This is a genomic window from Noviherbaspirillum sp. (genome assembly GCF_035654295.1).
GTDB lineage: Bacteria > Pseudomonadota > Gammaproteobacteria > Burkholderiales > Burkholderiaceae_D > Noviherbaspirillum.
The window spans coordinates 1-21,784 of the sequence record NZ_DASRXF010000112.1; the positions used below are offsets into that span (position 1 = coordinate 1).

The window sequence follows — 21,784 nt, forward strand, 5'->3', positions numbered from 1 at the left end:
GACCTGCTGGAAAACGTATTGCTGCAGGCGGAAGTGCTGGAACTGAAGGCGCCGATCGATACCCACGCCAAGGGCCTCGTCATCGAAGCCAAGCTGGACAAGGGCCGCGGCCCGGTCGCCACGGTGCTGGTACAGGCCGGCACGCTCAAGCGCGGCGACGTGGTGCTCGCCGGCTCGTCTTACGGCCGCGTGCGCGCAATGCTCGACGAGAACGGCAAGAACATTGTCGATGCAGGTCCGTCCATCCCTGTCGAAATCCAGGGCCTGACCGAAGTGCCGGGCGCGGGTGAAGAAGTGATGGTCATGGGCGATGAGCGCAAGGCGCGCGAAATCGCGCTGTTCCGCCAAGGCAAGTTCCGTGACGTCAAGCTTGCGAAGCAGCAGGCCGCGAAGCTGGAGAACATGTTCGAGCAGATGGCCGAGGGCGAGGTGAAGAACCTGCCGTTGATCGTCAAGGCCGACGTGCAGGGTTCGCAGGAAGCACTGGTGCATGCGATGCAGAAACTGTCGACCGACGAAGTGCGCGTACAGATCGTGCACGCGGCGGTGGGCGGCATCAGCGAATCCGACGTCAACCTGGCGATGGCATCCAAGGCCGTCATCATCGGCTTCAACACCCGTGCCGACGCATCGGCGCGCAAGCTGGCGGAATCCAGCGGCATCGACATCCGTTACTACAACATCATTTACGATGCGGTGGACGAGATCAAGGCCGCCATGTCCGGCATGCTGGCGCCCGAGAAGCGCGAGGCAACGCTGGGCCTGGTCGAAATCCGCCAGGTGTTCCACGTCAGCAAGGTGGGCTCGATCGCCGGCTGCTACGTGCTCGACGGCCTCGTCAAGCGCGGCGCCTCGGTCCGCCTGCTGCGCGACAACGTGGTGATCTGGACCGGCGAGCTCGATTCGCTCAAGCGCTTCAAGGATGACGTGAAGGAAGTGAAGGCCGGCTTCGAGTGCGGCCTGTCGCTGAAGAACTTCAACGACATCAAGGAAGGCGATCAGCTCGAGATCTTCGAAGTCCAGGAGGTTGCCCGTACCTTGTAATGACCGGTTTCGCACACCGGTTGCGTAGCCCGGACGGCGCCTCGCGGCATCTCCGGGCTATGACATTTTTAGGGGCGCATCATCATGGCTAAACACAGTAAATCCATTCCCGGCCGCGGCGTACGCGTGGCCGACCAGATCCAGCGCGACCTGTCCGAAATCATTGCCTACGAGCTGAAGGACCCGCGCGTGGGCATGATCACGATCACCGAGGTGCAGCTCACGCCTGACTACGCGCATGCGAAGGTATTCTTCACGACCCTGGTCGACAACGACGAGGCGGTGCAGAACACGCTGTCCGGCCTGCGCAAGGCATCCGGCTTCATCCGCGGCCAGCTCGGCAGGCGGCTGACGATCCACACCACGCCCGAGCTGCACTTCGTGCACGACACCTCCACCGCGCGCGGCATGGAGCTGTCGAAACTGATCGACCAGGCCAACGCCACGCGGGCAAAGGACGCCGAAGGCTGACCGCTTTCGGCGCCGGCCGGCGCACAAACAGAATTCCGACATGGCGCAATTCCCGCCCAAGAAACCCCGCGTGCCCATCGACGGCGTCCTGCTGCTCGACAAAGGGGCAGGCGCCTCCAGCAACGATGTCCTGATCAAGGCCAAGCGCCTGCTCAATGCGCAGAAGGCGGGCCATACCGGCACGCTCGATCCGTTTGCCACCGGGCTGCTGCCGCTTTGCTTCGGCGAAGCGACCAAGTTTTCGCAAGACCTGCTCGAAGCCGACAAGACCTACGAAACCGTCGTGCACCTCGGCGTGACCACCAACACCGGTGATACGGAAGGCGAGGTGATGCAGCGCCTTGAGGTGAATGTCACCCGCGCGCAGATCGACGCCGCGGTGGCGAAATTCCGCGGAGAAATCCTCCAGGTGCCGCCGATGTACTCAGCCTTGAAGCGCGACGGCAAGCCCTTGTATGAATATGCGCGGGCCGGCGTGGTGCTCGAGCGCGAAGCGCGCCGGGTTGTCATCCATGCACTCGACGTGCTCGACTACGAAGCGCCCCTGTTGCGGCTGCGCGTGACGTGCAGCAAGGGCACCTACATCCGTGTGCTGGGGGAAGACATCGGCACGGCACTCGGCTGCGGCGCGCACCTGCAGGCATTGCGCCGCACCCAGGTCGGCACGCTGACCCTGGACAATGCAGTCACCTTGGAAACACTCGCCGAAACACCGGAAACCGAGCGCACCCGCATGCTCGCACCGGTCGATGCGCTGCTGTCCACATTTCCGCCGGTGCGGCTACCCGAGCTGCTTGCCAAGCGCTTCCTCCATGGTCAGCGCATCGCGCTGGGCAAGGAAGGCTTGCCTTATCCGCAATACCAGGGCCGCACCCGGGTCTATGCCGGAGAAAACGGGCGCCTGCTCGGCACCGCACAGCTCATGGAATACGGCATTCTTGCCCCCGAACGCCTGATCGCCGACCGCGCGGCCGCCTGACTTCTGTCCTGCCCGCAACTCCTTGAAATTCAAGCGATTTCCGTATTCTTGCGGCGCAGCATGCTATACTTTCGGGTTCTCTGAATCCCGCATCGACGTACTGGACCACCATGTCAAATACCAAGCGCGCTCTGCGCAACATCGCCATCATCGCCCACGTTGACCACGGCAAGACGACCCTCGTCGACCAGCTGCTGCGTCAGTCCGGCACCTTCCGTGAAAACCAGCAGGTCGACACGCGGGTGATGGACTCCAACGATCTCGAAAAGGAACGCGGCATCACCATTCTCGCGAAGAACTGCGCGGTCGAGTACGAAGGCACCCACATCAACATCGTCGACACCCCCGGCCACGCCGACTTCGGCGGCGAGGTGGAGCGCGTGCTGTCGATGGTCGACTCCGTGCTGCTGCTGGTCGATGCGGTCGAAGGCCCGATGCCGCAGACGCGTTTCGTTACGCGCAAGGCGCTTGGTCTTGGCCTCAAGCCGATCGTGGTGGTGAACAAGATCGACCGTCCGGGCGCGCGTCCTGACTGGGTGATCAATGCAACCTTCGAACTGTTCGACAAGCTGGGCGCGACCGAAGAGCAGCTCGATTTCCCGGTCGTGTTCGCCTCGGCGCTGAACGGTTATGCAAGCCTCGATCCGAGCGTGCGCGAAGGCACGATGAAGCCGCTGTTCGACGCGGTGCTGGAACACGTGCCGGTGCGCGACGACGATCCGGACGGCCCGCTGCAGCTGCAGATTTCCTCGCTCGATTACTCCTCCTACGTCGGCAAGATCGGCATCGGCCGCATCAAGCGCGGACGCGCCAAGGCGCTGCAGGACGTGATCGTGCTCAACGGCCCGGATTCCACCCCGATCAAGGCGCGCATCAACCAGGTGCTGAAGTTCAAGGGTCTGGAGCGCCAGCTCGTCGATGAAGCCCAGGCCGGCGACATCGTGCTGATCAACGGTATCGAAGACATCGGCATCGGCAGCACCTTGTGCGCCGTGGACACCCCCGACGCGCTGCCGATGCTAAAGGTGGACGAGCCGACCCTGACCATGAACTTCCTGGTCAACAATTCTCCGCTGGCCGGCCGCGAAGGCAAGTTCGTGACCAGCCGCCAGATCCGCGACCGTCTCGACCGCGAACTGAAATCCAACGTCGCGCTGCGTGTTACCGATACCGGCGACGACACCACCTTCGAAGTGTCCGGCCGCGGTGAACTGCACCTCACCATCCTGCTGGAAAACATGCGCCGCGAAGGCTACGAACTGGCCGTGTCGCGTCCGCGCGTCGTGTTCAAGGAAATCGATGGTGTGAAGTGCGAGCCGTACGAACTGCTGACCGTCGACGTCGAAGATTCCCATCAGGGCGGGGTGATGGAAGAACTGGGCCGCCGCCGTGGCGACCTGCAAAACATGGAACCGGACGGCAAGGGACGCGTCCGCCTCGAGTACCGCATCCCGGCACGCGGCCTGATCGGGTTCCAGTCCGAGTTCATGACGCTCACCCGCGGCACCGGCTTGATGAGCCACATTTTCGATGACTACGCACCGGTGGATTCGAGCAAGCCGGAACTTGCGGGCCGCCGCAACGGCGTGCTGATTTCGCAGGACGACGGCGCCGCCGTTGCCTATGCACTCTGGAAACTGCAGGATCGCGGCCGCATGTTCGTCAGCCACAACGATCCGGTCTACGAAGGCATGATCATCGGCATCCACTCGCGCGACAACGACCTCGTCGTCAACCCGATCAAGGGCAAGCAGCTCACCAACGTGCGCGCTTCCGGTACCGACGAAGCGGTGCGACTGGTGCCGCCGATCCAGCTCACGCTGGAATACGCGGTCGAATTCATCGAGGACGATGAACTGGTCGAGATCACGCCGAAGAGCATCCGCCTGCGCAAGCGCTTCCTGAAGGAGCACGAGCGCAAGCGTGCATCGCGCGAAGAGGCCGCATAATAAACCGAGCGCCGAGCGCCGGGCAGCAACGCCCGGCATTCACGAAAGCCCGGCCGCCCGCAAGGACCGCCGGGTTCGTTTTTTCCAGACTCCTATGCCACTAATGACATCCCACCAGCGGGCGATTCTGCTGATGATCATTGCTCCCACGCTGTGGAGCATTGCCGGCGTGCTGACACGCCATCTCGATTCCGCCCAGGGCTTCGAGGTGACGTTCTGGCGGAGCCTGTTCTCCGGCCTGTTCGTGGGCGGGGCGCTGCTATACCAGCAAGGCGCGGCGCGCACCGTCGCGACCATACGCCACGCCGGGGGCATGGGGGTGGTGAGCGGCCTGATGTGGAGCGTCATGTTCGTGTGCTTCATGGTGGCGCTGACGCGTACCACCGTTGCCAACACGCTGATCGTCTTGAGCGTTTCGCCCCTGCTGACCGCCTTCCTCGCCTGGGTCATCCTCAAGGAACGCGTCGCGCCGCGCACCTGGCTGGCGATCGGCGCGGCCTTCGTCGGCATTTCCTGGATGTTCGTCAACAGCATGAGCGAGGTCGGCGGCAAACACCTCGTCGGGATGATGATTGCCGGTGCTGTCCCGGTCGCCGCGGCGTTCAACCTCATCGCCATCAAGCGCGCAGGGCATGGCGTGGACCTCATTCCTGCGGTGCTGCTGGGCAGCGTGTTTTCGGCCGCGCTTATGCTGCCGGTTGCGTGGCCGCTGAACACCTCGATGCACGACATCCTGATCCTTGCCACGCTCGGTTTCTTCCAGCTCGGCCTGCCCTGCATGCTGATGGTGAAGGCAATGAAACATCTCTCCGCACCCGAGGTCTCGCTGCTGGCGCTGCTGGAAGTCTTGCTCGGCCCCTTGTGGGCATGGCTGGGCGCGGGCGAAGTGCCGGCGCAGGAAACCCTGATCGGCGGCGCGGTCGTCATGGCCGCGCTCGTGTTCAACGAGCTTGCGCCATCGGGCAAACAGGGCAAGCGGGAAAGTACCGCACTACAATAGACGACAAGCATGAACGCACCCGCCAAACTTCCCTCGCGCCGCCTTTCAGTCGCCCCGATGATGGACTGGACGGACCGCCACTGCCGCGTGTTCCATCGCCAGATCACGCGCCACACCTGGCTGTACACCGAAATGGTCACGACCGGCGCGCTGATCCACGGCGACGTGCCGCGCCACCTGGATTACAGCGAGATCGAACATCCCGTCGCCTTGCAGCTCGGCGGCAGCGAGCCGGCCGACCTCGCGAAGAGCGCGAAGCTCGGCGAGCAGTGGGGCTACGATGAAATCAACCTGAACTGCGGCTGCCCGTCGGAGCGCGTGCAGAAGGGCGCGTTCGGCGCCTGCCTGATGGCCGAGCCGCAGCTCGTTGCCGATTGCGTAAAGGCCATGCGCGACGCGGTATCGGTCGACGTCACCGTCAAGCACCGCATCGGCATCGACCATGTCGAGACCTATGATTTCGTACGCGACTTCGTCGGCACCATCGCCGATGCCGGGTGCAAAACCTTCATCGTGCATGCAAGGAATGCCATTCTGAAGGGCCTCAGCCCCAAGGAAAACCGCGAGATTCCGCCGCTCAAGCCGGAGTACGCCTACCAGCTCAAGCGCGACTTCCCGCAGCTGGAAATCCTCATCAACGGCGGCATCAAGACGCTGGAGGAAATCGACCTGCACCTTCAACATGTCGATGGCGTCATGCTCGGGCGCGAGGCTTACCATAACCCCTACCTGATGGCTGCCTTCGATGCGCGCTATTACGGCGACGATGCGCCGCCCAAGAGCCGTGCGCAGGTGATCGAGGCCATGCTGCCCTATATCCGCGAACAGCTCGTCCGCTACGGCAACAATGGCGCGGGCTTGAAGCTCAACAGCATCACCCGCCACATGCTCGGTCTGATGGCCGGCATGCCCGGCGCGCGCGCCTTCCGCCAGACCTTGTCCGATTCCAAAAAACTTGCTTCCGGCGATCCCGCGCTCCTGCTGGAAGCGCTGTCGCGCATGCAACCGCTCGCCGCCTGACATCCTTCCTTCCGTGCCAGGGTTTTGGCATGGAACCTGCTCGCTCCTGCGCGATTGACGATCTTATGGAGAGCGCACATGGCGAGCAAGGACCAGAAACCCTCTATTCCCGCACAGCACCAGGATCACCAGCCCGGATCCGAAGCGGCGATGACGCCCAAGCCCAAGGCGGAAATGCAGGATTACAAAGGCAGCGGAAAGCTGCTCGGCAAGGTGGCGTTGATCACCGGCGGCGACAGCGGCATCGGCCGCGCCGTGGCGATTGCCTACGCGAAGGAGGGCGCGAATGTCGTCGTTGCCTACCTCGACGAGCACGAGGATGCCAAGGAAACGCAGCGCCACGTGGAAGCGGCCGGGCGCGATTGCGTGACCATCGCCGGCGACATCGGCGACGCCGCGTTCTGCGCCAAGATGATCGATACCGCCATCACGAAATTCGGCCGCCTCGACATCCTGGTGAACAACGCCGCGCAACAATATCCGCAGACCAGCATTGAAGACATTACCGAAGAGCAGTTGCTGAAAACCTTCCGCACCAACATCTTCGCGATGTTCTTCACGGTGAAGGCGGCGCTGCCTCACCTCAAACCCGGCGCGCGCATCATCAACACGACATCGGTGACCGCCTACCGCGGCAGCTCGCACCTGCTCGACTACTCATCGACCAAGGGCGCCATCGTCGCCTTCACGCGTTCGCTGTCGCAGCAGCTCATCGAAAAAGGCATCCTCGTCAACGCGGTCGCGCCGGGGCCGGTATGGACGCCGCTCATCCCGGCCAGCTTCAGCGAAAAGGAAGTCGAAGGCTTCGGCGAGAAGTCGCCGCTGGGCCGGGCAGGGCAGCCGGACGAGATCGCGCCGTCCTATGTCTTCCTCGCCTCCGACGATGCCTCCTTCATGGCCGGACAGGTGCTGCATCCGAACGGCGGCGAAGTCATCAATACCTGATCAGTATTCCTTCAGGCGGTTGTACAAGGTCTTCAGGCTGATCCCAAGCGCCTCCGCGGTGAGGCGCTTGTTGCCGCTGTAGTGCTTGAGCGTGGCGAGGATGATTTCCTTCTGTGCGTCCGCCAGCGGCGTGCCGACGAAGAAATTGAGATAGCCCTCGTGCACCGTCGGCTTCTTCGCCGCGAGGTCGGAGATGCAATCCTCGACGTCGAGCGTATCGGTGCCGAGGATGAAGGCGCGGTGCACCACGTTTTTCAGTTCGCGCACATTGCCCGGCCAGGAATAGGAGCGGATGACATCGAGCGAATTGCGCGAGAACACCTTCTGCGTTCCTTCCTTTTCGTTCAGCGTTTGCAGGAAGTGCAGCGCAAGCATCTCGATATCGCTGCCGCGCTCGCGCAGCGGCGGCACGCGTATCGGGAACACCGCAAGGCGGTACATCAGGTCTTCGCGCAAATTGCCCTGCTTGACCGCGCTATCGAGGTCGCGGTTGGTCGCCGCCACCAGGCGTACGTCGACCTTCACTTCCTCGTCGCCGCCGACGCGCAGGAAGGTGCCGGCTTCCAGCACGCGCAGCAGTTTCACCTGCATGTCGATCGGCATCTCGGTGATCTCGTCGAGGAACAGCGTGCCGCGCGAGGCGTGTTCGAAATAGCCGATGTGCTGCCGCGAGGCGCCGGTGAAGCTGCCCTTCTCATGGCCGAAGAGCGCAGCCTCGATCAGGTGCGCCGGGATGGCGCCGCAGTTGACCGCGACGAAGGCTTCGTCGCGCCGCGCGCTGACGTGATGGATCGCGTTGGCGATCAGTTCCTTGCCGGTTCCGCTCTCGCCCACCAGCAGCACGGTGGCATCGGTCGCGGCGACCCTCTCCACCTGCTGGTGCAGTTGCTCCATCACGGGCGACGAACCGTACAGGATGCCGAAGCGCTTGAAAGAGTTATCGAGAGTCATAAGGATTCCAGGCGGTGACCGGAGTGCGACGGCATTGCCGGACCCGGTAAGCGTTCACGATTGTTACATCAATGCCTGAAGATTCTCTTGCGCTAATTCAGTTCCATTGCGCAAAGGCTTCTTGCAGGCGATCGGGAAAGCACAAGTCAACGATACACGATATACGCGTGTGCGTCTGCCTGCTGCGTTGGCCGTGGAAGATCTTTCTACGGCTATCTCGCAGTGATGTCCGCAGGGCATTGGTCTCGATGTAATGCTTACGCCGCGCCTGTAAGTTTTACGCTGAAGTATTTCCATGCGGATCGCACCCATTGGCCGTTCAGCGCAGGGCATGAAGTGGCGGGGATGGCACGGAAGCTGCGTCGCACTTACAGCCGACTTTGCGAAAAAGTTAAGAACTAATCGCAAATGAACTGGTCAAGAACGAGACATTGCTAACTTTTCGTGAAAGGAACAAGAATGAATGCACTCAAGACTACATCCAAGATCCTGTTGGTCGTCGCTGCACTCAGTCTGACGGCCGTCGGTTGCGAACGTCGTGCGGGCGACCAGAGTTCCGGTGCAAGCGGATCTCAGGGTTCCAGTGCCTCGGGCGGAGCAGGCGGATCCGGTTCGATGGGTTCGGGTTCCTCGGGCGCCTCTGGCGGTTCGGGCGGCAGCTCGGGTTCGGGCACTTCGTCCGGCTCCGGCTCGGGTTCGGGCTCCAAGTAAGTAGAAGGATCCCGGCAGCGCGTGTCGCCGATGACGGAGCACATGCTCCGGCGGCGCGTGCCGCGCAGGACAAGGTACCTGCGGCACATCCCGATGCCGCCCGCATCCCCACAGCGCGCACTCCCCAGGCCGGGGAGACTACGCGGCAGCAGCCTTCATGCCGGAGGCCGCCGGGCTCGTTTGCATCTCACGGACGATAACGTCAACGTCCGCTGTTTTGGGTCAAGAAGCGATCGCTCGCATCCCTGGACAATAGCGCCATGGGACGTATGCTGAGATAGTCAAGTTCAGGTTTCGGATCGACGGCATTCCGATGTAGCAGTCAGCCCCAGGTTCTTTTTTTCCCCAGGACATGAATTGCCTGCGTCACAGACGGCGCAGGCGACATGCACGGCTCGCCGCGCAGGCAAGCCGTGCGCAAGAGATCGTTGAACAAACATATAGAGAACAGTTCCTATGCCGCATGTATTGATCGTTGACGATGACGTCAACACCCGAGAAGCACTCGTCGAAATCACCGCCGCCGAAGGGTTCACCACGGCGGTGGCCGGCAGCATCAAGGACGCGCAGGGCCAGATCATGCGCCAGCGTCCCGACGTCGTGCTCATCGATCTCAAGTTGCCCGATGGCAGCGGGATGGACTTGTTTAATGACATCGAGTCGCGCGCGACGACCGAGATCGTCCTGATCACCGGCCACGCGAGCGTGGAAACGGCGGTCGAAGCCCTGCGCCTCGGCGCCGCCGACTACCTGACCAAGCCCATCAACTTCCGCCGGCTGAAGGCCTTGCTGTCGCGCATTCCACGTACGGTGGACTTGAAGGAAGAGATCGGCGTATTGCGTAGCGAACTGCGCCGGCTGGGCCACTTCGGCCAGATGCTGGGCGCTGCGCCCGCCATGCAAAAACTTTACAACCACATTGGGCGCGTTGCCCCCACCGAAGCGACCGTGCTCTTGCTGGGCGAGAGCGGCACCGGAAAGGAACTCGCTGCACAGACCATTCATGAGCTGAGCCTGCGCTCCAAGCACCCCTTCCTGCCGGTGAACTGCGGCGCCATTTCGCCGCAACTCATCGAGAGCGAGATCTTCGGCCACGAGAAGGGCAGCTTCACCGGCGCCGACCGCCAGCACAAAGGCTACTTCGAGCGCGCCAACGGCGGCACGCTGTTCCTCGACGAAATCACGGAAATGCCGATCGAACTGCAGGTGAAACTCTTGCGTGTGCTGGAGACCGGCTCCTTCATGCGGATCGGCAGCAATCAGGAGATCGAGACGGATGTGCGCGTCATCGCCGCTTCCAACCGCGATCCGGAACAGGCCGTATCGGAAGGGAAGCTGCGCCTGGACCTCTACCACAGGCTGAACGTTTTCCCGCTGAAGATCCCGCCGCTCCGCGAGCGCGGCGGCGACATCGAATTGCTGGCCCAGCATTTCCTCGAGCAGCTCAACGCCGCGCACGGTACTGCCAAGGTTCTGTCGCCCGACGGCCTGGCCTGCCTGAGCAACTACCACTGGCCCGGCAACGTGCGCGAGCTGCGCAATTACATCCAGCGCGCCTTCATCCTGTCCGACCATACCATCGACGCCGCGGCGCTGGCCCCGGTGATCACCACCCAGTCGCCGGTCGGATTGACGCTCGCGATCCCCGTCGGGACTTCGCTCGCGGACGTGGACCGCAAGCTGATCTATGCGACGCTGGAACTGTGCGGCGGTGTGAAGAAGCGCGCTGCCGACATCCTCGGCATCAGCCTCAAGACGCTGTACAACCGGTTGGAAGAGTACGGGCCGTATGAAGCCGGCATGCAGAAGAAGGACGACACTTCGATGCAGGGCAGCAGCAGCGATTCCTATCATTGACTACCACTGACCATCACTGACCACCGCTGAACACGCTGGCGGCGCGGGAATCACTCCCGCGTCACCATCGTATCGATCACCACGATCAGCTCCTCGGGCGCCACCGGCTTGGTGACATGCATCTGGAAGCCGGCCGTCAGAGCCCGTATGCGGTCCTCGCGCTGCGCGAAGGCGGTCAGCGCCAGCGCCGGCATGCGGTGCAGCGGCGTGCCGCCTTCCCGCGGTTTCCAGTTGCGCAGGCGGCGCAGGGCGGAATAGCCGTCCTCGCCCGGCATCGCGATGTCGCAGACCAGCACATCGGGCAGGCCGTCGCGCGGGCAGGCATCCAGGATCGCCACCGCTTCGAACGATGAGGAGGCGGCGAACACCTTGGCCCCGGCGCCCGTCAGCACCACGGTCAGCGACTCGCGCGCTTCCTCCTGATCGTCCACCAGCAGGACGCGCAGGCCCTCCAGGGAAGGCAGGGGCACACCGGTGCCGCCGAGCTCCGACGGGCCGACCGTCAGGTACTTGTCGGCGCGCGCGCGCAGCGGGAAGGTCACCGAGAAGGTCGAGCCCTTGCCTTCACCCTCGCTCTCTGCCTTCACATGGCCGCCGTGCAGCTCGATCAGGTGGCGCACGAGGAACAGGCCGAGGCCCAGTCCGCTATGGTCGCGCGTGCTCGACGTGTCTTCCTGGCTGAAGCGGTTGAACAGATGGGGCAGGAAATCCGGCGAGATGCCGACGCCGTCATCGCGGATGGTGACCAGGATGTCGTTGTCGTTGCACGACGCATTGAGCCAGACATTGCCGCCTTCCGGCGTGAACTTGACCGCGTTGGACAACAGGTTCCAGAAGATCTGCTGCACGCGGTCGGCATCGCCTTCCACCTGTTCGCTCGTGATGCGGTAGGCGCAGGTGATGCTGATGCGCTTGGCCGCGGCCAGCGCGCGCACGCTCTCCACCGCCCCCTGCAACGCAGGCAGCAGCGCCAGCGGCTGCTTCACCAGGCGCAGTTTGCCGCTCATCATCCGCGTGACATCGAGCAGGTCTTCGATCAGGCGCACCTGCTGCCCGACGCCGGTCTTGATCCCCTGCAGCGCGCGCTGGGCCAGCGGCGCCGCGGTGGCGTCCTTGACATAGTTTTCCAGCACGTGCGCCCAGCTCTGGATGCCGTTGAGCGGCGCGCGCAGCTCGTGCGACACGATCGCCAGGAATTCGTCCCGCGCCCGCGCCGCGGTCTCCGCCTGGATGCGCGCGGTGCGCTCCCGCGCCAGGAGCTCATCGCGCTCCTTCTCCATGCGCGCGCGCTCGGTGACGTCGTAAGCGATGCCGACCACCGACTCGATATTGCCGTAGCGGTCGATCTCCGGGATCACGCGGCCCGAGAAGTAACGCATCTGGCCGTCGATGATGTGGTCGAAGTCCAGCCGCTGGTCCACGCCGGTCGTGAATGCGGCGCGTGCCGCATCGTCCCAGGCGCGCACCACGCTGCGCGGCATGCCCAGTTCGGCCTTGCTCTTGCCGAGCACTTCGTGCGCCTTGAGTCCGGTCAGCCGTTCGATGGCCGGGTTGGCATAGACATGGCGCATATTGCGGTCGATGCGCGAAATGATGTCCGGCGAGTTCTCGACCAGCGTCTTGAACTCTCTTTCCCTGCGCTGCAGCTGCTCCTCGGTCACGCGCAGGCGGGTGGTGTCGGTAATGGCAATCACCAGGCCGCGCACCGCACCGTGTTCGCCGGACTCCGGCACGTACATCATGTGCAGCGTGCGTTCCGTGCGTCCGGGCTCGGGCATGTTGAACTCGTGCTCCTGCGGCTGCCCCTGCAGCGCTGCGTCGATGTACTGGCGGATGGCGGCGAAGGCCGCGTCGCCCATTACATCCGGAAGCCGCTTGCCGATCGCGTCCTGCGGTTCCAGCGCATGGCGGTCGGCGAAGGTCTTGTTGACGAAGACGAGACGGTAATCGCAATCGCATTTGGCGATCATGACCGGCAGCGCATCGGCCAGCAGGCGCAGCTGCCGTCCCTGCTCGCGGGACTCTTGCTCGGCATTGCGCCGCTCGGTGATGTCCATGCTGGTAGCCGAGAAACCGCACACCGTGCCGTGCACCCCGAAATCGGGCGTGTAGGTCACGAGCACATGCTTGCGCCCCAGCCGGGTGTCGACCTCGGCTTCGAAGGTCACTTGTTCCCCGTTCAGGGCGCGCATGATGTACGGCGCGATCTGCGCGTAGGCGTCGCCGACCACCTCCTCGACGCGGCGTCCGACGATGGCGTCGCGCGTCAGGTTGAACCAGCGCTCGTAGGTACTGTTGACGAAGCGGTAGCGGCCGTCGGCGCCGACGTAGGAAATCAGGATCGGTACGTTTTCCGTGATCAGGCGGAGATACTGGTCATGCTGGAAAAGTGCGGACGCGATACTCTTGCGCGCTCCGGCATCGCGAAGGATGACCAGCGTCCCCTCCGCCGCCTCCGAGGCGAGATCGTCGGCAAACGTGATCTCCGCATGGAGGATACCGCCCTCCGGCAGCGGCAATGCCCTCTCGAGCGTGACCGGCAACGGTGCCTCCGGGCGTGCGGATTGAAGCACTTCCTCGATCGTTTTCCCTGCCAGCTTGTCCGCAGCGGGATAACCGAGCAGGCGGGCCGCTGCCCGGCTCGCTACCGCAATGCGGCCGGCGCGCACGAACAGAACGCCTTCCGCGCAACGGTCAACCAGCATGAGATAGCGCTCCTCCGCGAGGCTGGCATTGTCGTATGGAGGAAGCGCGCGCATGGCGTCAGGCCGGCTTCCGCCGGACGCGGGCGATGGTGGCTGCTCTACCCCTCGTATGGGCAACACCTGTTGATTCGGGACCGACATAATGAAAACGACTCCTCAGGCCGGACCGTGCGAGCACCGCGTCCGGGAAAAACGGTTGGCAAGCCGGCGGCATCGATCCGCCCGCCGCTTGCCATCCGATACCGATACTAGCGCTGCAGGCATTGCTTTCGTTTCGGCAAGCGCATGCCGGGCGACGGCGATGTTTGATGCAGGACAAATGCATGGACACATCTTGCATGCGTGATGGGAATGACGCCGTCGCTCCGCCATTCGTCAGGCACTCATGCCGCCGACGTTGTGCTTGACGCCGTCCAGCTTCAGCGTGGACAGGAAGCTGCCGAACTCCTCGGCTACCGCCGGGTGGCGCAGCGCGTACACAACCACTGCTTCCAGATAGCCGATCTTCGAGCCGCAGTCGTAGCGGCGGCCCTTGAATTCGTAGGCCAGCACAGGATGCTTCTCCAGCATGGCGGCGATGGCATCGGTCAACTGGATCTCGCCCCCGGTGCCCGGCGTCACGCGCTCCAGGAAATCGAAGATTTCCGGCGTGAAGACATAGCGGCCGACGACGCCCAATGTCGAGGGTGCATTCTCGGGCGCCGGCTTTTCGACGATGTCGCCCACACGGTGGATGCGCACGCCCATCGACTGCGGCCGGACGATGCCATACTGCTGCGTCTGTTCCAGCGGCACGTTCTGCACGCCGACGACGGAACTGCCGTGCTGGCCGTGCAGGTCGATCATCTGCTTGAGCACGGGAACGTCGGCATCGATCAGGTCATCTGCCAGCACCACGGCGAACGGTTCGTTGCCCACCAGCGGGCGGGCGCACATCACCGCGTGGCCCAGGCCGAGCGCTTCGCTCTGGCGCACATAGGAATAGTGGAGGTTCTCCGGCAACAAGCTCTGGATCTCCTTCAGCAGCTTGACCTTGCCGTGCGACGCCAGCTCGGATTCCAGTTCGTAGGCCTTGTCGAAGTGATCCTCGATGGAACGCTTGCCGCGCCCGGTCACGAAAATCATCTCGGTAATGCCCGCAGCGGCCGCTTCTTCCACGGCGTACTGGATCAGAGGCTTGTCCACAATCGGCAGCATTTCTTTCGGCGATGCTTTCGTAACGGGCAGAAAACGTGTGCCCAAACCTGCGACGGGAAATACTGCTTTACGGATCTTGGTCATTGTCGTCTCTCTTCGTTCCTTGGTTGAACAATCCGGATGCCGCGCGGGTAACGATTACACCTGTTTGCCATTTTTACATGTATGGCGAAGGCCGCGACGGCGGCGACTTTCCAGAGGTGAACGCCATTACGCGCGTCTTGCGCTTACCCGCAGGGCGGCAAGGAGTCAGACAAGCAGGAAGCGTACCGAGACGGACGAAAATCGCCGCGGCCGGAACTCTTGACGCATATCATGCGCAGGCCTGCAGCGGTGCTTGAGCCGCATCAGCGCGGCTGCGTTTGCCGCTCCATATAGTGGATGTGCCCGTACGCCGCCGTACCCTTCACACCATCTGAACATCAATGACGACATACCGCGAGATGACGATCGATTTCCGAACATGCGCACAGGAACAACAGGATGCCGCCGGGCAGGGCGCGCAATGTCCGTGGCATTGCCGCGGTGCGGAATCGTCGGCACAGGTCTTGCGTCTGCATCCCGCAATGCGTTGACCACGCGCAGGGCGCGGCTTGCCGCGTGCGCGCGGGCATCACGCGGACGGAGCGGGGAAGCCGGTCCGTGGTTCTTCACTTCACCGTCAATCGTGCTGATCAATGTCGACGTCCGCTTGCTTCAATTTGACTTCCCCGAACCGGTTCTGCCTCGCCACTTGCCCACGAGAGCGCCGGCGCCATTCCACAGCATTCATGAACATCCAACATGCCCCCAAGGCAAGGAGATAGCATGGCATCTGCAATCATTGTGTTTTCCCATCTGCGTTGGGACTTCGTCTTTCAACGGCCTCAGCATCTCATGTGCCGCCTCGCGGCGCGACATCCCATCGTGTTCATTGAAGAACCGGTATACGACGCCGACAAGACATTCCTGCGCACATATACGCCGGTGCCCGGCGTTCTCGTCTGCCAGCCGCACACTTCATTGAACCAGCAAGGCTTTCATGATGACCATCTTCCGCACTTGCAAAAGATGGTGCGCCAGCTCGTGCGGGATTACGACGACCACGTCGCCTGGTTCTACACGCCGATGGCATTGCCGCTGCTGCAGGAGCTGCACCCGCGCCTGGTGATCTACGACTGCATGGATGAGCTGTCGACTTTCAAGAATGCGCCGAAGCAGTTGCTGCAACGGGAAAGCGCTTTGCTGAAAGTGGCCGACATCGTCTTCACCGGCGGGCAGAGCCTGTATCGCGCCAAGCGCGAACGCCATCCCAATGTCCACTGCTTTCCAAGCAGCGTCGACGCCGCGCACTTCGTGCAATCCCTGGACCGCGCCAACTCGCATCCTGCCCACCGCGACATCCCCGGCCCGCGCCTGGGCTTCTACGGCGTGATCGACGAGCGCCTCGACACCGGCCTCATCGCACAGCTCGCCGATGCGCATACCCAGTGGCAGATCGTGCTCGTCGGGCCGGTGGTCAAGATCGATCCCGAGAGCCTGCCGCGGCGCCCGAACATCCATTACCTCGGACAGCAGTCCTATCAATCCCTTCCGCAGTTCCTGGCCGGATGGGATGTCTGCCTGCTGCCGTTCGCGCTGAACGATGCGACGCGCTTCATCAGTCCGACCAAGACGCTGGAGTACATGGCCGCGGAGCTGCCGATCGTCAGCACGCCCGTCACCGACGTCGCCGAAATCTATGGCGATATCGTCTCCATCGCAGGAGACGCTAAGTCATTCATCGCTGCATGCGAGGCCGCCTTGCTGGCTTCCCCGCAGGAGCATGCCGTCAAGGTAGAGAAGATGCGCAAGGTGCTGGCATCGACCTCCTGGGATACCACGGTCGACAAGATGGTGGACCTGCTGGCCACGACGCGTCCGCGCGCCGACCGCAACGATACCGCCGCAGAGCAGGCAGCCGAGGCAGCTGCCGGCATCAACCGTCTGCGCCAGCACCAGCAGCACGAGATGCCGCGCTTCGCCAAGACCGCGATCATCGGCGGCGGACCGACCGGCCTCTCCGCCGCCTATCACCTCGGCCATGACGCGCTCCTGCTGGAGCGCCATTCGATGGTCGGCGGCTGGTGCCGCTCGATCAAGGACAATGGCTTCACCTTCGACTACGCCGGCCACATCATGTTTTCCAACGATCCCTATGTGCTGGAGCTGTACGAGCTCCTGCTCGGATCGAACGTGCACTGGCAGAACCGCGAAGCCTGGGTCTACAGCAAGAACGTCTACACCCGCTACCCGTTCCAGGGCGCGCTGTACGGACTGCCGCCCGACGTCATCAAGGAATGCATCATGGGCGCCATCGAGGCGCGCTTCGGCACCACCGGCAAGACCGCGCCGGCAACCGCGCGCGCCGGGGACTGCTGTGCTGACGGCGGTGTAGCGCTGCCGGGCGGGAATGTGGCGGCGCTGGACAAGCGCGGGCCGGCGAACTTCGAGGAGTTCATCCACCAGGTATGGGGCGCCGGCATCGCCAAGCATTTCGCCATTCCGTACAACCGCAAGCTGTGGGCGGTGCCGCTGACGGAAATGGAAACCTCGTGGCTGGGCGGCCGCGTGCCCCTGCCCAACCTGGAGGAAATCATCGACGGCGCGCTGCAGCCCGTGGCCAAGCCGATGGGGCCGAACGCGCGCTTCGGCTATCCGCTGCGCGGCGGCTTCCAGGCGCTGGTATCGGGCTTCGTGCCGCACATCAAAGGCACGATCGAACTGAATGCCGACGTCGTCCAGGTATCGCCGCGCCAGCGCACGATCGCACTGCGCGACGGCCGCCGCTACCAGTACGACAGTCTGATCAGCACCATGCCGCTGCCGGAGCTGGTGAAGATCATCGGCGACGAGGCGCCGGAAGAAGTGAAGCAGGCGGCGGCGGGGCTCAAGCATATCTCGGTGCGCTGCGTGAATCTCGGCGTGGCGCGCGAGAACATCACCGAGAAGCACTGGATCTACTACCCGGAAGACACCATTTTCCATCGCATCTTCGTGCAGGGGAACGCCAGCCCGGAATGCAATCCGCCCGGCGGCTTCGGCATCACCTGCGAGATCACCTATTCGCCGACGTGGAAGCCGTTACCCTTCAGCGGCCAGGAACTGATCGACCGCTGCATCCAGGATTGCATCAAGGTCGGCATGTTCCGCGAGGATGACAAGATCATCGCTGCCAACGAAGTCGACATGCCGTATGCCTACGTGGTGTACGACCATGCGCGTGCGCGCAATGTGGAAACGATCAAGGCCTGGCTCGGCAAGCACGACATCATCCTGGCCGGACGTTACAGCGAATGGGAGTACTACAACTCCGACCATGCCTTCATCGCCGGCAAGAAGGCGGCCGAAACGGTGAAGTGGATGGAGAACAATCGCGTGGTCGCGGCGGAATAGGCGAGGGACGCCTTGCCTATGGCATACCCCTTGCTCGTTTCCAATGGATGACAGAAACCGAGCAAGAGGGCTTGCATGAATACACTGCTGCACGCTGCCTTGTCCATCGCGCTGGCGATGGCCTTCGATGTCTCGGCGCAGCCGGCACCGCCCACCGGTGCCGCTGCTTCAGCGCCCGAGGCGACTCCCCGGCAACACAAGCTGTACCGCGGCTCGCGCATCATCGGCACCAATGTGCGCGATGCCAAGGACAAGAAGATCGGCCAGATCAAGGACCTCGTCCTCGACGGGGCACGCGGCGAGATCGCGTATGCGGTGGTCAGCTTCGGCGGCGTCATGGGCGTCGGCAACAAGCTCCATGCCATTCCCTGGCAGGCATTGCGCCCGAGCGACAATGGTAATTTTTACATCCTGCATGCGGACAGCGAGACCATCAGCCAGGCGCCGGGATTCGACAAGGCAAGATGGCCCGACATGGCCGACAGGAAGTGGGTCGACGAGATAGACCGTTACTGGAGCCGCAGGGTCGGGCGCGGAAACCCTGCCGGCAGCGATATCACTTCCGGCAGCCCGAACGCCAATCCGGTCAAGCCTTAGTCGAGCTCGCGCATGGATCAATTGCTCTCTGTCGATTGGGAGGAAATGTTCAGCCTGAGCCTGCCGCTGGCGGAAATCATCATCCGCGGCTCGGCCATGTACTGGTTCCTCTTCGTCGTGTTCCGCTTCGTCATCCGCCGCGACATCGGCGCCGTGGGCATTGCCGACGTGCTGGTCCTCGTCATCGTCGCCGACGCGGCGCAAAACGCCATGTCGGGCGAATACACCAGCATTACCGACGGCATGGTGCTGGTCGCAACGCTCATCTCGTGGAATGTCTTTCTCGACTGGCTCAGTTTCCGTTTTCCCATCTTCCGGCGCTTCGCGGAACCGCAACCGATCCGCCTTATCTGGAAGGGCCGTATGCTCAGGCGCAACATGAAGCGCGAGCTGATCACGGACGACGAGCTCTGGAGCAAGCTGCGCCAGTCAGGCATCGAGTCGCTGGATGAGGTGAAGGAAGCCCATATCGAGGCGGATGGGCAAATCAGTATCGTCAAGTACAAAGGCTGAACGGTTGCACGTTCGGCAAGTCATCTAAATTAACTTCCTCTGCGGAAAACTTTCTCCCCGCCATGTTGTCTCTAGGAATTATTCGGAATTCCGGAAGACAACATGCATGGAACACAACGCGCACTCGGCGCATTCCGGCTGCGGTGCCTTGCCGCCAGCCTGGCACTTGCCTTCGGCCTGGCGTCGTGCGGGGGAGGCGGCAAAGACGCGGCGCAGTCCGCAGCATTGGCAAGCGCGCCCGATACCGGGGCGAGCGCGGCAGACTCCGGCCCGCCGGCGTCCAACTCACCGCTCGGCACCACCACCGTTCCCGCCTATTCGATCCCGACCAGCGATGCTGGCGGCCTGCTGATTTCCGAAGTCGCGACCAACTATTACAGCAACGACATCGCCTGGTTCGAGGTGGTCAATACGTCTACCCGCGCGGTACAGCTTTCGCAATATGTGCTGCGCAGTTCCTACCTTGATACGGCGAGCGGCGCCAATACGAATGACGCCGCTGAATTCCCGCTGCCCGGCGTGCTTATCGCGCCCGGCGCGCATCTCGTCATCGCCGGCAAGACCTCCGATGAACTGGCCGACAACACGCAGATGGTCTATGTGAAGAACGGCGCCAAGCGGCCGTTCTGGAATGCCAGCGGTTCGGTCGAACTGGTGCGCGGCGGTGCGACGGCGGACTTCGTCCGCTTCGGCGCATCCACCCAGGCGCCGCTGACCGAAGGCGGCTGGCAGGGCGCCGGCGTTGCAGCGCTGCCCTCCGGTGCTGAAGAACACGGAAAGTCCATCGTGCGCCTAGCCTCCGGCGGCGTGGCGGACACCAACAGCGCCTCTGACTGGAAGCTGGTGAATTTCGCCACGCCGGCGGGCCTGAACGACGTCGCCCCCGGTGTCGTCGACTCCGACCGCGACGGCATACCCGACAGCGCCAAGGTGAAGGGCGGCACCTACGCCGGGCTCGACCTCTACGCCATGGGCGCAAGGGCCGGGCGGCGCGACATCTTCCTCGAAATCGATTACATGGACGGCGATGAAATCGCCACCCGCCCGCGGCGCGAAGCCCTGCAAAAAATGGAAAAGGCGTTCGCCGACAAAGGCATTGCGCTCCACATGGACGCCGGCGCCCTTTACGCACCGCTCGCGGCCTATAACCTCGGCGGCGGCAATGCCGTGCCGTTTTCGCCCTGCATCGAGCTCGACACCTCGGCGGAAGGCGCCGGCGCGCGTGCCGGCTGCGCCTCCTTCCAGGCCGTCAAGAACGGCAACATGGATGTGCGCCGCCGGCTCCTGTTCCACTACGCGCTGTTCGCCAATTCCCTCAATACCGACGGCGGCCCCGGGCCGTCCGGCATCTCGGAAATGTCCGGCAACGACCTCATCGTTTCGCTTGGCGGCTACGGCTTCCTGATCGATTCCGAGATGGGCCTGAACATGCTGATCAACATGCAGGCCAGCACGCTGATGCATGAGTTCGGCCACAACCTCGGCCTGCGTCACGGCGGCAACGAAGACGTCAATTACAAGCCCAACCACTACAGCGTGATGAACTACATGTACCAGTTCGCCGGGCTCAGCGCCTCGCCGGACAGCGTGTACGCGGCGGAACGCTACTACCTCGCCAACAGCCTCAAGGGCATCAGCTATTGCGGTCTGACCGAGAACTCGCCGTGCAGCGATGAGTTCCTGATGAGCTATTCGGACGGCACCGGCGCACCGCTGGACGAGTCGAGGCTGTCGGAGGCTGGCAATATCGGACGCGGCAGCGCCGGCGGCGCCTATGCGGACTGGGACAACAACGGCATGCTCACCGGCGGGACCATCGCGCGCAACATCAACACCTTGTCCGGCGCCGGCAGGAGTGTGCTCAACGACTACAACGAATGGGGAAACCTGAAGATCGCGTTCGCGCGCGGGTTTTCCGGCAGCAGTTCCGGCAAATCCCTGGTTGCCGCCGAAGCCGTCCCGCGCCTGTTCAACGCCATGAGCCCGCGGCACCCGTTCGCGACGATCGAGGAGGCGGCCTTGCCGCCGCTGCTGCATCAGATGATTCGCAATCTTCCGCGCGGGCGGGGGAAGTAGGGGTGGCTTTGGGGCGCGGTGGGTTTCGCTTCGCTCTACCCACCCGACGATTCTTTATAGAGAACGGTAGGGTGGGTAGAGCGCAGCGAAACCCACCAGCACCCCTCCATCAAAACCGCCTGCGCCGTGCAAGCACCTGCTTGTACCGCCGCGGCGCCTGCGCCCGCCGCAACGCATGGCTGTCGGCCGGGTGCCGGCGCCGGCCCAGCATCGCCGCGAGGTAGTCGTCGTCGATCAGGTCATCTTCGTCCAGCAAGCCTTCGAGTTCCTCGACAATGATGCGCTCGCTTTTCTTCGCTTTCATCTTGTTCTCCTCCAGGTCCGGTTGGGCCGGCTGGAATATGTTCCGGTGGTC

General features: G+C 63.3%; 16 protein-coding genes. 12 read left to right on the forward strand and 4 right to left on the reverse strand.

Annotated elements, in window-relative coordinates; genetic code table 11:
- The 7 genes from infB to VFF99_RS11905 form a co-directional block, all read left to right on the forward strand.
- On the forward strand, positions 1-1,044 hold a 1,044-nt coding region (gene infB / locus VFF99_RS11875), incomplete at its 5' end, for a translation initiation factor IF-2 (protein WP_325018121.1).
- An 84-nt stretch (positions 1,045-1,128) separates the two neighbouring features.
- Entirely contained in the window at positions 1,129-1,515 is a 387-nt protein-coding gene (gene rbfA, locus VFF99_RS11880) for a 30S ribosome-binding factor RbfA (protein WP_325018123.1), read from the forward strand.
- Positions 1,516-1,555: 40 nt separating this feature from the next.
- Positions 1,556-2,494, forward strand: coding sequence for a tRNA pseudouridine(55) synthase TruB (gene truB, locus VFF99_RS11885; RefSeq protein ID WP_325018124.1), 939 nt, complete (start codon positions 1,556-1,558; stop codon positions 2,492-2,494).
- Between the two features lie 110 nt (positions 2,495-2,604).
- On the forward strand, positions 2,605-4,443 hold the full coding sequence (gene typA, locus VFF99_RS11890) for a translational GTPase TypA (RefSeq protein ID WP_325018126.1): 1,839 nt from the start codon (positions 2,605-2,607) through the stop codon (positions 4,441-4,443).
- A 94-nt stretch (positions 4,444-4,537) separates the two neighbouring features.
- Positions 4,538-5,443 carry a DMT family transporter gene (locus tag VFF99_RS11895; RefSeq protein ID WP_325018128.1) on the forward strand — a complete coding sequence of 302 codons (906 nt, stop codon included), beginning with the start codon at positions 4,538-4,540 and terminating at the stop codon, positions 5,441-5,443.
- Positions 5,444-5,452: 9 nt separating this feature from the next.
- Entirely contained in the window at positions 5,453-6,463 is a 1,011-nt protein-coding gene (gene dusA / locus VFF99_RS11900) for a tRNA dihydrouridine(20/20a) synthase DusA (protein WP_325018130.1), read from the forward strand.
- A gap of 78 nt (positions 6,464-6,541) precedes the next feature.
- On the forward strand, positions 6,542-7,408 hold the full coding sequence (locus VFF99_RS11905) for an SDR family oxidoreductase (protein ID WP_325018132.1): 867 nt from the start codon (positions 6,542-6,544) through the stop codon (positions 7,406-7,408).
- Here the strand turns inward: VFF99_RS11905 and VFF99_RS11910 are convergent, their stop codons facing one another.
- On the reverse strand, positions 7,409-8,359 hold the full coding sequence (locus VFF99_RS11910; protein WP_325018133.1) for a sigma-54 dependent transcriptional regulator: 951 nt from the start codon (positions 8,357-8,359) through the stop codon (positions 7,409-7,411).
- Positions 8,360-9,526: 1,167 nt separating this feature from the next.
- On the opposite strand from VFF99_RS11910, the gene VFF99_RS11915 reads away from it, so the two are divergent.
- A complete protein-coding gene (locus tag VFF99_RS11915) occupies positions 9,527-10,927 on the forward strand; it encodes a sigma-54 dependent transcriptional regulator (RefSeq protein ID WP_325018135.1) in 1,401 nt (466 codons plus the stop codon).
- A 50-nt stretch (positions 10,928-10,977) separates the two neighbouring features.
- On the opposite strand, the gene VFF99_RS11920 is transcribed toward VFF99_RS11915, so the two are convergent.
- Positions 10,978-13,686: a PAS domain-containing hybrid sensor histidine kinase/response regulator gene (locus VFF99_RS11920; protein ID WP_325018137.1), complete on the reverse strand. Its 2,709-nt coding sequence runs from the start codon at positions 13,684-13,686 to the stop codon at positions 10,978-10,980.
- 321 nt (positions 13,687-14,007) lie between these two features.
- A complete protein-coding gene (gene galU, locus VFF99_RS11925; RefSeq protein ID WP_325018139.1) occupies positions 14,008-14,913 on the reverse strand; it encodes a UTP--glucose-1-phosphate uridylyltransferase GalU in 906 nt (301 codons plus the stop codon).
- Positions 14,914-15,636: 723 nt separating this feature from the next.
- Between galU and VFF99_RS11930 the strand changes: the two genes are divergently transcribed.
- The 4 genes from VFF99_RS11930 (at position 15,637) to VFF99_RS11945 (ending at position 21,429) form a co-directional block, all read left to right on the forward strand.
- Entirely contained in the window at positions 15,637-18,243 is a 2,607-nt protein-coding gene (locus tag VFF99_RS11930; protein WP_325018141.1) for an FAD-dependent oxidoreductase, read from the forward strand.
- A gap of 75 nt (positions 18,244-18,318) precedes the next feature.
- Positions 18,319-18,840, forward strand: a complete 522-nt coding sequence (locus VFF99_RS11935; RefSeq protein ID WP_325018143.1) for a PRC-barrel domain-containing protein — start codon at positions 18,319-18,321, stop codon at positions 18,838-18,840.
- Positions 18,841-18,852: 12 nt separating this feature from the next.
- Positions 18,853-19,353, forward strand: a complete 501-nt coding sequence (locus VFF99_RS11940; RefSeq protein WP_325018145.1) for a DUF421 domain-containing protein — start codon at positions 18,853-18,855, stop codon at positions 19,351-19,353.
- 102 nt (positions 19,354-19,455) lie between these two features.
- Positions 19,456-21,429 carry a hypothetical protein gene (locus tag VFF99_RS11945; protein ID WP_325018147.1) on the forward strand — a complete coding sequence of 658 codons (1,974 nt, stop codon included), beginning with the start codon at positions 19,456-19,458 and terminating at the stop codon, positions 21,427-21,429.
- A gap of 109 nt (positions 21,430-21,538) precedes the next feature.
- Here the strand turns inward: VFF99_RS11945 and VFF99_RS11950 are convergent.
- The coding region (locus tag VFF99_RS11950) for a hypothetical protein (protein WP_325018149.1) at positions 21,539-21,784 on the reverse strand (246 nt) is incomplete at its 5' end.

Excerpts from the sequence above, each read along its gene's own strand:
- VFF99_RS11905 (WP_325018132.1), top strand. The coding sequence starts at position 6,542 with ATGGCGAGCAAGGACCAGAAACCCTCTATTCCCGCACAGCACCAGGAT.
- galU (WP_325018139.1), bottom strand. The coding sequence starts at position 14,913 with ATGACCAAGATCCGTAAAGCAGTATTTCCCGTCGCAGGTTTGGGCACA.
- VFF99_RS11920 (WP_325018137.1), bottom strand. The coding sequence starts at position 13,686 with ATGCGCGCGCTTCCTCCATACGACAATGCCAGCCTCGCGGAGGAGCGC.
- dusA (WP_325018130.1), top strand. The coding sequence starts at position 5,453 with ATGAACGCACCCGCCAAACTTCCCTCGCGCCGCCTTTCAGTCGCCCCG.
- rbfA (WP_325018123.1), top strand. The coding sequence starts at position 1,129 with ATGGCTAAACACAGTAAATCCATTCCCGGCCGCGGCGTACGCGTGGCC.
- VFF99_RS11915 (WP_325018135.1), top strand. The coding sequence starts at position 9,527 with ATGCCGCATGTATTGATCGTTGACGATGACGTCAACACCCGAGAAGCA.
- VFF99_RS11935 (WP_325018143.1), top strand. The coding sequence starts at position 18,319 with ATGAATACACTGCTGCACGCTGCCTTGTCCATCGCGCTGGCGATGGCC.
- VFF99_RS11930 (WP_325018141.1), top strand. The coding sequence starts at position 15,637 with ATGGCATCTGCAATCATTGTGTTTTCCCATCTGCGTTGGGACTTCGTC.
- truB (WP_325018124.1), top strand. The coding sequence starts at position 1,556 with ATGGCGCAATTCCCGCCCAAGAAACCCCGCGTGCCCATCGACGGCGTC.
- VFF99_RS11910 (WP_325018133.1), bottom strand. The coding sequence starts at position 8,359 with ATGACTCTCGATAACTCTTTCAAGCGCTTCGGCATCCTGTACGGTTCG.
- VFF99_RS11895 (WP_325018128.1), top strand. The coding sequence starts at position 4,538 with ATGCCACTAATGACATCCCACCAGCGGGCGATTCTGCTGATGATCATT.
- VFF99_RS11945 (WP_325018147.1), top strand. The coding sequence starts at position 19,456 with ATGCATGGAACACAACGCGCACTCGGCGCATTCCGGCTGCGGTGCCTT.
- typA (WP_325018126.1), top strand. The coding sequence starts at position 2,605 with ATGTCAAATACCAAGCGCGCTCTGCGCAACATCGCCATCATCGCCCAC.
- VFF99_RS11940 (WP_325018145.1), top strand. The coding sequence starts at position 18,853 with ATGGATCAATTGCTCTCTGTCGATTGGGAGGAAATGTTCAGCCTGAGC.